At 45.1% G+C, this 12,329-nt stretch carries 11 protein-coding genes; 8 read left to right on the forward strand and 3 right to left on the reverse strand.

The window, feature by feature from the left end; genetic code table 11:
• Positions 1–5: 5 nt before the first annotated feature.
• Both AB4Z08_RS18965 and AB4Z08_RS18970 read left to right on the forward strand, forming a co-directional pair.
• A complete protein-coding gene (locus AB4Z08_RS18965; protein ID WP_441575339.1) occupies positions 6–1,169 on the forward strand; it encodes a DUF1735 domain-containing protein in 1,164 nt (387 codons plus the stop codon).
• Positions 1,170–1,216: 47 nt separating this feature from the next.
• Positions 1,217–3,898 (forward strand): GH116 family glycosyl-hydrolase, encoded by a 2,682-nt coding sequence (locus tag AB4Z08_RS18970; RefSeq protein ID WP_441575340.1) that lies wholly within the window; start codon positions 1,217–1,219, stop codon positions 3,896–3,898.
• A 103-nt stretch (positions 3,899–4,001) separates the two neighbouring features.
• On the opposite strand, the gene AB4Z08_RS18975 is transcribed toward AB4Z08_RS18970, so the two are convergent.
• Positions 4,002–4,898, reverse strand: a complete 897-nt coding sequence (locus AB4Z08_RS18975; protein ID WP_441575341.1) for a DMT family transporter — start codon at positions 4,896–4,898, stop codon at positions 4,002–4,004.
• Positions 4,899–4,999: 101 nt separating this feature from the next.
• Here AB4Z08_RS18975 and AB4Z08_RS18980 point away from each other — a divergent pair, with 101 nt between their 5' ends.
• From AB4Z08_RS18980 to AB4Z08_RS18990, 3 genes are all read left to right on the forward strand, one after another.
• Positions 5,000–6,412 (forward strand): aminotransferase-like domain-containing protein, encoded by a 1,413-nt coding sequence (locus tag AB4Z08_RS18980; RefSeq protein ID WP_441575342.1) that lies wholly within the window; start codon positions 5,000–5,002, stop codon positions 6,410–6,412.
• 56 nt (positions 6,413–6,468) lie between these two features.
• Complete coding sequence (locus tag AB4Z08_RS18985) at positions 6,469–7,008, forward strand: dihydrofolate reductase family protein (RefSeq protein WP_441575343.1); 540 nt, start codon at positions 6,469–6,471, stop codon at positions 7,006–7,008.
• Between the two features lie 100 nt (positions 7,009–7,108).
• On the forward strand, positions 7,109–7,918 hold the full coding sequence (locus AB4Z08_RS18990; RefSeq protein ID WP_441575344.1) for a DUF4274 domain-containing protein: 810 nt from the start codon (positions 7,109–7,111) through the stop codon (positions 7,916–7,918).
• A 14-nt stretch (positions 7,919–7,932) separates the two neighbouring features.
• On the opposite strand, the gene AB4Z08_RS18995 is transcribed toward AB4Z08_RS18990, so the two are convergent.
• A complete protein-coding gene (locus AB4Z08_RS18995; RefSeq protein WP_441575345.1) occupies positions 7,933–8,433 on the reverse strand; it encodes a GNAT family N-acetyltransferase in 501 nt (166 codons plus the stop codon).
• Between the two features lie 176 nt (positions 8,434–8,609).
• Between AB4Z08_RS18995 and AB4Z08_RS19000 the strand changes: the two genes are divergently transcribed.
• On the forward strand, positions 8,610–9,254 hold the full coding sequence (locus AB4Z08_RS19000; protein WP_441575346.1) for an ankyrin repeat domain-containing protein: 645 nt from the start codon (positions 8,610–8,612) through the stop codon (positions 9,252–9,254).
• Here AB4Z08_RS19000 and AB4Z08_RS19005 read toward each other — a convergent pair.
• Complete coding sequence (locus AB4Z08_RS19005; protein ID WP_441575347.1) at positions 9,251–10,501, reverse strand: MFS transporter; 1,251 nt, start codon at positions 10,499–10,501, stop codon at positions 9,251–9,253. The two genes, AB4Z08_RS19000 and AB4Z08_RS19005, sit on opposite strands and share 4 nt — an antisense overlap.
• A gap of 164 nt (positions 10,502–10,665) precedes the next feature.
• On the opposite strand from AB4Z08_RS19005, the gene AB4Z08_RS19010 reads away from it, so the two are divergent.
• Entirely contained in the window at positions 10,666–11,271 is a 606-nt protein-coding gene (locus tag AB4Z08_RS19010; protein WP_441575348.1) for a helix-turn-helix domain-containing protein, read from the forward strand.
• A 68-nt stretch (positions 11,272–11,339) separates the two neighbouring features.
• On the forward strand, positions 11,340–12,233 hold the full coding sequence (locus tag AB4Z08_RS19015) for an alkaline phosphatase (RefSeq protein WP_441575349.1): 894 nt from the start codon (positions 11,340–11,342) through the stop codon (positions 12,231–12,233).
• Positions 12,234–12,329: the final 96 nt, after the last annotated feature.

Here is a 12,329-nt window from a genome sequence, read left to right on the forward strand (position 1 = left end):
ATATCATGAAACGCACTTATAGTATATTTTTCATCACGCTTGCTATTACAGCATTGGGCAGCTGTGGTAAACCAGACTACGAAAACAAAGAGTTCTACCGGCAGGAAGCCTACATCATTTCTGCTGCATCCACCTCCGCTACAGAAAGGGAAATATCCGATCTGCCGGCACATACCTTCGTAGATACCTTAAAATATAAAAATGCCCAGTATGATTCAGATACCATCATTGATACAAAAACTTTTATTGCACAGGTAAAATTTAAAGTGGGCATTGGCGGATCATTGCCTGCCTCCCAGGACTACCAGATTGTGGTTGATTTTGACCAGGAAATATTGGAAGACTATAATATCCTGAAAAATACAACCAAGAAAATTCCGGATCCTTCCGCCTACACGTCCAATGTTCTTTATAACGAAAAAGAAAAAGGCTTTGTAGTCGACATCAAAAAAGGAACTTCTTCTGCTTCCCTGATTTTTGATGTACCTATTGAAAGAGCGAAAATGAAAGACTATGAAGACTTTGCTTTTCCGCTGAAGATAGTGCGCGCCGACAAGATACCACTGAGCAGACAATATACACAGTTCATGATTGCAGGTCTCCTGGTTACACAAGACAAAACCGTTAACTGGTCAGGATTTCCAATTCCCAAAATCCCTATGGGTAGATACTTCTCTGTACAGCTGGCCGGTAATGTAGCGGAGAACAATCCGGATGGAAGAACCAGGAAATATAAATTCATTACGCCAATGAGCATCACGGATGATCCCCTGCTGAAAGATAAATACATCATCTGGGGCACAAGTGCCTGGAGCTTTGAGGTATTCGGCTTGCACGGTGCCGGCTGGATGTATAATGTGCTTAGTCTTGTTGACAAGGATTTCGGAATTTACAGGGTGGAACCTGTCCTCTCTGGTAATACCAACTTCCCTTCACAAACATTTGCGTATTCAACAGTGCAACAGGCAAGTGATGATAATTTTTATGATCCCCGGCTCAAAACGCTGACGGTCCATTATAAAAATGTAATCGGCCAGGACTATACAGATGTACTAACCTTTGAAAGCGCTGATTTCACACTGGACGTAGTACGTGGCGGACAATTCTCTCCGCTTAGCTGGGCCCAGGTAAAGAGCAAAGGATTTAATTACTGGCTACCTAAAGATTAATTACGAATGACGGAAGCCAACATGGATTCCGCTAATATTTATACATTATGGAAAGGAGGCAATTTATTCGCCAAACAGGTCTGGTGGCCGCGGGCATATTCAGTCTGCGGTTATCCGGGCTGGCCGGGGACAAGAAAACGTATTCCGGTGTACTGCTGCCACAACACAATATTCCGGCAGACAAGCAACTCGATCCCTCCTGGGTCCGGACCCTTTATGAGCGCGGCCAGCCTACGTTATATACCAAGGCGAAGAATGAGCTGCGCTATATCGGCATGCCCGCAGGCGGATTGCATACCGGTACGGTGTACCTCGGCGGCGACGGCCGCTTATGGCTCTGGAGCATCTTCAACGATGAACGGGAAGGCATTGATCCGAAAACAGTTCTCTGGAATGATGGTGTTTCTGAAAGACAAATTCACAACAGAGATGGCGCCAGCTATGTAGAGCCTGCACTGGCAGCCAATCACCGGGTGCTGGACCAGGGCTTTGCCATACTCGTGGAAACCGGGGGTAAAACGCAGGTACTTCAGCTGAAGGAAGATGATTGGGAAGAAGTAAGCTTTGAGGCCACCTATCCGGTAGCCACTGTACGTTACCAACACCACAGCTTTCCAGTGGAAGTAACGCTGCGGGCAGGCGGCATTTTCATTCCACTGGATGCGGATAACAGCGGTATGCCTGCCACGGTATTCGATATCAGTATAAAAAATATTTCCGGACAACCAGTTGTTGCCGCCGTTGCCGGTTGGTTGGAAAACGGCGCCAGGAAAATCACCGCAAAAAAAGGTGTAGGCGAAAAGTTGAATACCGCATATAACGGTGTAGGTTATACGAAGATTCTTTCCTCCTTCCAACCTGTTGATGAAAAAGTTGACCACCCGGACCATGGCAGCACTTGTATATTATACCTTGGCAACGGTGCCGTCGCCAATACCAACGCAAGCCCCTGGCCGGTACAGGAGGGATTCTTTACTACACATAACGAAAAGGCAACAGCGAAGGCAGAAGAAAAACTGGTCGCTTCCCTGGCAAGTCCTCAACAACAACTGGCTGCAGGCGAAACATTGCAGGCGCAATTTGTATTGACCTGGCATTTTAACCATCCGCTAAAGAGAGTAGGAAGAGTAAAAGAAGCTGCCGCCGGCTACCACTATGCCAGCCGCTTCACCGATGCTGCGGCGGTAGCTGATTACATTGCGCCCCAATTTAAAACACTCTGGGGACATACCCTGAGCTGGCATGAAACCTACTATGACGCTTCCCTTCCCTATTGGTTCCTGGAGCGTACGTTCCTGAATATCGGCACACTCGCTACCGCCAATACCTACCGTTTTGCAAACGGCCGTTTCTGGGGATGGGAAGGTGTGAATGCCTGTGAAGGTACCTGCACACATGTGTGGCAATATGCACAGGCTATGGGCCGTATATTCCCTTCACTGGAAAGCGATACGCGACAGCACACCGATCTCGGTATCGCCATGCAGGAAGATGGCGGCATCATTTTCCGCGCCGAATATGAATCCCGCCCCGCCATTGACGGGCAGGCCGGCACTATCCTCCGGATCTACCGCGAACACCAGATGAGCGCGAACGATCAGTTTCTTCGCCAAAACTGGGTGCAAATAAAAAAAGCCGTCAGCTTTATGCTGGCACAGGATAAAAATGGTGATGGCATGACTGATACCCCGATGGAAAATACACTCGATGCGGTATGGGAAGGAGAGATTGCCTGGATCGTTGGCCTTTGTATCGCTGCCGCACGTGCCGGAGAATATATGGCCAGGGAAATGAAAGATAACGACTTCGCCACACGCTGTAAGGAATATGTAGCAAAGGGATGCGGCAGTATGTCAAAACATCTTTTCAATGGCGAATATTTTATTCACCGTCCCGATCAGATACAGGGTCGCACAAAACTGGGCTCGTACAACACTTGCCATATTGACCAGGTATATGGACAAAGCTGGGCATTCCAGGCAGGACTCGGCAGACTATGGGACAAGGAGCAAACACGCACAGCACTGCGCTCCTTATGGAAATATAACTTTGCTACAGATGTAGGACCGTATATCAAAACGCATCTTGGCGGTCGTCCTTATGCCTTGGAAGGAGAAGGAGGTATGATCATGAATACCAACCCACACAACGAACCAAAGCCATATGGAGAGAATGCCTCCTGGCAGTTGGGATATTTCCATGAGTGCATGTCAGGGTTCGAACACCAGGTGGCCAGTCATATGATGGCAGAAGAAATGACAGATGAAGCGCTGGTACTCACCCGTGCCATTCACGACCGCTACCATGCCAGTAAACGTAATCCGTTTAATGAAATAGAATGCAGTGACCACTATGCACGTGCTATGGCCAGTTACGGCACATTTATCACTGCATGTGGTTTCGAATATCATGGTCCAAAAGGTTATCTGCGATTTGCTCCCGCCTGGGGAAGAACGCAGTTCAAAGCACCTTTCACTGCTGCTGAAGGATGGGGCACCTTTCAACAACAAGCAGATAAAGACGGTACCCGTTGTAGTATTACACTGCGTTATGGGTCATTACAGCTTAAGACGCTGAGTCTCGCTGCCGTGGGTACTAGCCTCACCGCCACGCTTGCCGGAAAGAAGCTTAAAGCCTCACTACAATCATCCGGCAAAGACATCAGCGTTATCTTCTCCCAACCTATACGTTTACAGGAAGGAGAAACCTTAGAAATTCAACTCGTATGATCACGATAAATAATTAATGCTCCATTGTTTCTTTGTACTTCTCTCCCCGGAGCCAGCAGCGCGAAAGCGCTGCCAGGCACCGGCAAAAGCACTATTATTCCCATTACCTTGCAAATTTCTTTGATCCGGCCACACATAGAATAACACCCACCGTAACACCCAGCATCCCAATACTTACCTGTTCATGAAGTAAAGTTGCAGCTAGCGTTAATCCAAAAAAAGGTTGCAATAGTTGTATCTGCCCTACGGCAGCAATGCCTCCCTGAGACAGCCCCCGATACCAGAATATAAAACCAATCAGCATACTGAATATGGCAACATATCCCAGGCCAATCCAGGCCGGTGCTCCAATTCCTGCGAATGACAATGGAAGAAAGCAGTACGTTAATGGAGCCATAAAAGGCAACGACAGTACCAATGCCCAGCAGATCACCTGCCACCCTCCCAGTGTTTTTGAAAGCTTTGCTCCTTCAGCGTAACCAAGTCCACACAAAATAACAGCCGTCAACATCAGGATATCACCAACAGGCGATGCCGAGAGCCCCTGGGCAATCGCAAAACCAATAACAAGTAAACTTCCTGAAATTGAAAACAACCAGAATGCCGGACGGGGATGTTCTCCTCCGCGTAGTACCCCGAATATAGCAGTGGTGAGTGGTAACATCCCCAGGAATACAATGGAATGTGCAGAAGTCACATACCGAAGGGCCAGCGCCGTCAGTAGCGGAAATCCAACCACCACGCCTATCGCCACAATAACTAAGGGAAAAATTTGTGCCCTGCCTGGTCGCTTTTCTTTTAAAATCAACAGCATGCACAGCGCAATCAAGCCGGCAATAGTGGCCCGGGCCACTGTTACAAATACCGGGGAGAGCTCCAGTACCGCCACCCTTGTGGCAGGTAGGGAGCCACTGAATATCAGTACCCCTATGAATCCATTTATCCAACCACTACGACTGCTTCCCGTTGATTTATCCGGGAATAATTGATGCCTGCCCATTATGTTGTGATGCCTTTAATTTTATACAAAAGAAGTTCAAAAGACCCAATAAGCACAGTCCCAGTTTTATGTATTTTGATGGACACAGTTATATTTGCAACATGGGTAAAGATTTTCTGTATAATGAAATAGCAAACGGAATTGCCGGCCAGATCAGAAGAGGTGTTTTAAAATCCGGTGACAGGCTGCCTTCCGTAAGAATGCTATGTGACAAACATGCTATCAGCATGAACACCGCCAAAAGAGTATTCCAGGAACTGGAAGCGCAATCACTCATTGACGCAAAACCGCAGTCGGGCTATTTTGTAAGCCGGCTACCTTACCTGAAGCTACCCCTCCCGGAAGTCAGCCGGCCATCAGCGTCAGCTAACAACAATGAACCAGACGAACTAATCAGTAAAGTGTATGCCAATATGGGAAACAATGACCTCACCCTTTTTTCCGTTGGAGTTGCCTCCGGAAATTTACTCCCCCTGGCAAAATTGAAAAAAGAAATCATACAGGCAACACGGGAGCTCAGAGATGGTGGCACCGCGTATGAACCCTTGCAGGGCAATGCAAAATTGCGGAGAATGATTGCTGTCCGCTCCCTGACATGGGGCGGCAACCTCCATGAAAACGATCTGGTTACTACCAACGGAGGAATGAATGCACTCTCTTTTTGTCTGATGGCAGTGGGCAAGCCGGGAGATACCATTGCAGTAGAAAGTCCTGCCTATCCCGGCACACTCCGACTGGCCCTAAGCCTCGGATTTAAAGTAATGGAATTACCCACACACCCGATTACAGGCATAGAAATAGATGCCTTAAAAAAAGCGATTCCCAAAATCAATCTTTGCCTGTTGGTTCCTAACTTCAATACTCCGCTGGGTGGATGTATTCCAGACGAAAGTAAAAAAGAGATCGTTGCGCTTTTGTCGAAACATCATATTCCGCTCATTGAAGATGATATATATGGCGACCTCTATTTCGGTCCGCTACGTCCCAAATGCTGTAAATCATTTGACGAAGAAGGAAATGTTCTATGGTGCAGTTCTATCTCCAAAACACTGGCACCAGGCTATCGTGTAGGATGGGTCGCTCCCGGCAAATACAAGGATAAACTGTTGAAACTAAAACTGATGCATTCCATATCGTCTCCTTCTATTATGCAGGAAGCAGTGGCCAATTTCCTGGCGACAGGTAAGTACGACAATCATCTCCGTCACCTTCGGCGAACTTTACAGGATAATTATCAAAATTATGTTCATGCAATAGCCCAGTATTTTCCGGAAGGAACCAAAACAAGCAGGCCTCAGGGAGGCCTTTCTATTTGGGTGGAATTTAACAAGGGAATTGATACCGCAGAACTGTATGATCTGGCCATTAAACAACGTATCAGCATTTCACCCGGACGAATGTTTACCCTGCAAAATCAATTTGAAAATTGTATGCGACTTTGCATCGGCCTACCCTGGTCAGCAGAAATAAAGTCGAAATTAAAACAACTTGGCAACCTGGTGAAAATGCTTTGATTTTTTCTAAATAATCTGATCAGCGAAAGATATCTTTACTTTTATAAAACCTGGATATGAGACGAATAATTTTAGACCTGGCCACCACCCTTGACGGATTTATCGAAGGACCAAACGGCGAAATTGATTGGTGCATCATGGATGATGATATGGACCTGGAAGGTTTCATTGAAACAATTGATACTATATTCTACGGGAGAATAAGCTACGATGCATGGGGCAATTTCCAGCCGGATGCAGGCGCAGGTAAAACAGAAAAAGCGATTTGGAAAGGTGTTCATTCAAAGCGAAAAATTGTTTTTTCCAGCCAGCACAGACAGGATAACAATGCTGAATTCATCAGTACAGATATTATCAATAGCATCCTTAACATCCGGCAACAGGCAGGAAAAGATATCTGGCTGTATGGCGGTGCCAGGCTTATTGAAACATTCATCCATTTTGATCTGATTGACATTTACAGGATATCTGTACATCCTGTTGCCCTGGGAAAAGGGAAGCCTTTATTTGAAAATCTACAAGATCGGCTTCAGCTGAAATTAACAGCAACAAATGTATTTAAGTCCGGCGTGGTACAGCTTATTTATGAAAAATAAGCGGGATTGATTTGCCCCCTGCGTCATCTTATCTTCCCATCAATGTAACGCATATACGTATATTCGCACATTCATGTACCGCTAATCCAATCAAACTGGTATGAGTAGCTTATCACCAACCCAGAAACAATTTATTGACGAAAATTTCTATGAGGGATTTGGGAATCTAATCAGGAAAGAAAAATTCAACCAGCTTACAACACCGCAAGAGCTTCACTATTTAGCGGAGCAGCATAACTGGGACGATGGCGTAGATGTGCTGCAATGGGTAGTTGAAAGCGAGCAATGCAGCGAAGCAACTGCCTTAATGCTTTTCTGGTTGGCACAGCCCCGCGAGTTTATCAAATATAAATTAACGTTCACGTTTGGAAATATACACGAAAACCAGGTGTTCCAATTAATCAAAACCATCCTCGAAAATTTCACAAAGGGTGTTTACAAGAAGACTGATATTCATTTTGACCCGGTAACGGTCAATGGATTTCCTCCACTTCAGGTACCTGCATTCATGAGGCTGGCGACTAAAGGCGAAGAAACTTATATTTATTTCGAGAAGAAGGAAGTAGATGGTTGGTTTCTTCCGCAGTTGGAAAATAAGATTAAACGCTGCGACAATGCTTTAGAACTTTTCAATATCGCATCATTCATTAAAATTCCTGACAAAGCAAAATTAATACTTAACAGCCAGCTATGTGACAAAGGAATTGCCGTAATGCTTTTTTGGAAACTGATGACCTACGCCTACATGTGGCATGAAACAAGCGATCTGCTCACAGAAATTATCGAAAAAGTAGACGCTAAAGAGTACCCCGAAGTATTAAGCTATGACCCAACAACAGATACCCAAATTACGATGAACGTTCCCAAACCAAAATGGGCAATACCGGAAATGATGACACGCCCGGTTTAAGACAGCGTGCCAGGCTAGCCTAACACTTTCTCATAAGCCCTTCGGGCAGCACCCCTGAAATATACTTCACCACAATAGGTGTAATTCAGCTTGTCCAGTATTCGTAGCATGGGGACATTATCAAAATTGGTATCTACTTTAATACTATACACATTGTGCTCCATGCTCAAAGTTTCTATCATTTCAAATAGCTTTGTAGCAATGCCTCTTCCTTTTGCCAAACCGGATGTAGCTACCCGGTGTACTACAACATAATCAGCGTCTGTGAGCCATTTCCCTTCAATATCCTGGTAGGCGGGTTCTATATCAAAAATAACAGCTGCGTAAGCGAGAATCGAGTTATTATCAGCAACCACATAACCATAGCCATTTTCTATATCATCTCTTACAGTTTGTTCATTAGGGTAACCGTCCTGCCATTGCTTACTGCCATCTTCTTTTCTTTGCGCTATTGCCTGCTGTAAAATGTCCCAGATAACAGGAACCTCTGAAATGTCTGCCTTTCTTAAAATCATTTACTAAGATTTGGGATATTTCTTAAGAAATCTCCGTGTGAAGATGTAAAGGTATAAATTTGTCTCATTCAAATATACTAAAACAACTCCGCAGACATCATCAATATACTTACCATATCTTTATCAGGAAATGAAAATTACATACCTTTATTTTACCTGAAAATTGAAACCCAAAAATGAAAAATCTCATAGACAATAAAGACTACAAAGGCATTGAAGCCGCATTGTCAAACAATCCACAGCTTGCCAATGAAGGTATTCCATATGATGAGGTGAACACCACAAAAGCTCATCCTTTGCACCGGCTTTGTGACGGCGTTTTTTCCGGAAAATTTTCAGACGAAGAAGCCGTTGAGATGGCTAAAATCTTTTTAAAATATGGCGCAAACATTAATGGTGATGGACTCATAGAAAAAAAGGATACCCCTCTTACTGCTGCAGCGAGCCTGAATGCAGACCAGCTGGCTATTTTTTATATAGACAAAGGGGCCAGTATACATCATGCTGGCTGTCATGGAGGCACTGCATTACATTGGGCGGCATGGTGCGGAAGAAATAAAGTTGTCAGGAAATTAATTGACCACGGCGCAGATGCAGAAATTAATAAGAAATGTATAGACTTTAAATCGACACCTCTATTCTGGGCTGTTCATGGACTAAAGAATGGCGGATCCAATAGTATGCCTGCCACTTTGGAATGCGTCAACATCTTACTAAAATCCGGTGCAGACAAAAGGATTCCAAACGGTGATGGAGTAACAGTTTTTGATTTACTGACAGAGGAAGATGTGGAATTAAAAGAAGTATTAAATGAAGGCTAAATTGCCACTTGGTCTTCTTCCACCTTTGTTGGTGCAAAGGCGGCGGTAAATAATATCGTTAATGCACTCAGCAAAGCAATAATGGTGACGATGATAAAAATCACTGCTTTGTTACCTGTTGCGTCAATAAATTTCCCCATAAGAGGCTCTCCGACTGCAGCAAATACATATGCTACCATATTCATGATACCTGTACCGGTGCCTACATATGCCTGGCCCAGCAACTCCGGCGCAAGCGGCCAGAAATTAGCCTGCGGACCATATGCAAAAAAGCCTGCCAGAAACACCAGCAGCGCCATTGTGATGCCACTTTTTACATTGATGAAATAAATAGCGGCAGACAACACACTGCAGATGGCCATACCAAAACTGATGGAAACAACACGGTTGGACCGGAACAACCAATCAGACAGGAAGCCAAATGAAATAGCACCGGTGGCCATGCCAATAGGCAATAACAGGCTTATCCAAACCTGGGAATTTGCAGTTTCAACTCCGGTGCCCAGGAAGTAAAGCGGTAACCAGAAAATAAGTGCATACCTGGCCATGCTTTGAAATCCGAGCGCCAGACATACTACCAGGAATCGCCGGTTACTCAATACTTTGCGGTAAGCTTCTTTCCAGCCGGGCTTTTGCGTTGATGCGTTTCCGGGAGAACTTACGGTATCAGGTCCATTTTTTACTATCAGAAAAAATATGACCACGGCTACTGCCAGAAAAAGTACCGGGATACGGAACAGGTTACGCCAACTTTCGTGTACCAGTAAAATGGACATCAAATAAGTGAGCACGGAAGATAGTCCTGCTGCCATGGTGTAAAGACCAAACGCGAGGCCCCTGTTACCACTATTCCACCAGTTTGAAATAATCCTGCTGCCGGAAGCCCAGGCCATAGACTGAAAATATCCGTTCAGGCTCCATAAAATCAGGATCATCACAAAAGAGTTCGACCAGCTGATCATTACATTGGCGGCTACAGACAATAATCCTCCGGCAGTAATCATATGTTTTGGACTAAACCGGTCGGCCAGGTTGCCGTTTATTAGTTGGCCCAGCGCATAGCTGACCAACATGGCGAAACTGATCCAACCTACCCTTTCATAGGAAATATGGAGGGTATCCGCGAGCTGGTGGGCTGCCCAGCCGAAATTGTGCCGGCCAGTATAAAAGAAAAGGTAGCAGAACATGGTAACCAGCAACATCTTCCAACGCTGTCTTTTTATTTCCTGAGCAACACCTGTAATCATTATCTAAGTAGATTTAAAACACCCCCTACAATTTAAGCGGGCTTAATGAGGAATTATCTAACTTTCGTTTTTCGTTTGTGTAGGGAATGATTTATTTCCTTAAACGAAATTAAATTTCTTATTAGTTAATTTACAGTATTTCGTTTTAATAAATCGTTAAGTTCATGAACCAGGAACCAGTTAGTGGCGGCCAGTTGGTTTACCACAGAATCGGAGGCCTTATCAGAAAGTATCGCAAGGAAAAAGGCTTGAAATTACTGGACCTTTCCGGTGTTACTGGCATAAAATCGGCATTGTTGTCCAAAATCGAGAATGGCCGTATGCTGCCAACCATCCCTACCCTGTTTACGATCATCCAGAAGCTCGGCATTACCCCGGAAATATTCTTTTCCGAGCTGAGTGCAGAGAGTGATTTTCCCGGATACCTATACCTGCCGAAGGATGGTTTCTCTTCTTATGAAAAAGAGGAAGGCGCCATTGGATTTCAGTACCAGTCGGTATTGGAATCGACCTTTGAAGGTGGTGCTTTTCAAATTTCATTGCTCACTTTAAGTCCAGGCTCCCAGCGCGGCCAGGTAACTACCGCAGCCTACGAGTTTGTATATGTACTCAACGGGCCGCTGCAGTACCAGCTGGAAGATAAAATGTTTGACCTTTCCGAAGGAGATGCCCTGTTTTTTGACGGTAGTATAGCACACGTTCCCATCAATCAGCAAAATATTACCTGCAGATTGCTGGTGATGTACTTCTTTGGAGAACTCCGGAAATAATTTCAAATATATTTACTTTAAGGAAAAATAATTTCCTTAAAGTAAATATATTTGAAAAAATTCTACAGATGTCTCTTCTTCGTATCAGTAAAACAATGATGCTTTTATGTGCTTTACTCTTTATCCAGTATGCACAGGCACAGAAAAAGCCGCAGCACATCATTTTGATCGGCACAGACGGATTTGGCGCCTATGCCTTTCAACAAGCTAAAGTACCAACACTCAGGGCCCTGATGCAGCAAGGATCCTGGAGTTTACATGCCCGAACCGTATTACCATCCTCCAGCGCGCCTAACTGGGCCTCTATGGTGATGGGCGCGGGACCTGAATTACATGGTTACACCACCTGGGGTAGTAAAAAACCCGACTTGCCCGCACGCGTACTCGATGAATACAATATGTTTCCCAGTGTTTACAGCCTTTTAAGAAAAGCCCAACCTCAAAGTGAAATAGGCGTGATCTACGAATGGGAGGGTATCGGCTACCTTTTTCCTAAAGCAGCGGTAAACAAAGATCAAAACTGCGATGGAGATTCCGCCGTAAGCGCTGCTGCCACTTCCTATATCAAACAGGCAAAACCCAACTTTTTGTTTATCCACCTTCATGACGTAGACAGTGTAGGCCATACCGTGGGGCATGGCACACCCGCCTATTACGCAGCTATAGAACGTACAGATGCACATGTGGCAGAAATCCTGGAAAGCATCCGGGAAGCAGGTATGGAAAAGAACACCATAGTGATCTTTACTGCTGACCATGGAGGCATTAATAAAGGGCACGGCTCCATATCGATGAATGAAATGGAGATCCCCTGGATCGTGAAAGGCCCGGGCATCCGGCAAAACCATGAAGTAAAGAGCAGCATTATGACATTCGATACAGCAGCCACTATTGCACGTTTATTCGGACTCGCTATTCCGCAGGTATGGATCGGCAAACCTGTTACGGAGATTTTTAAATAATGACGATTCAGGTATAAGCCGCGTGGCCTGTTTACAGGCCAGCGGCTTTTTTCATGGAATAGATTGAGAGTTGATGACAGGCATTCCTTCTTTCAG

This window comes from Chitinophaga sp. RAB17, assembly GCF_052114225.1.
Taxonomy (GTDB): Bacteria; Bacteroidota; Bacteroidia; order Chitinophagales; family Chitinophagaceae; genus Chitinophaga.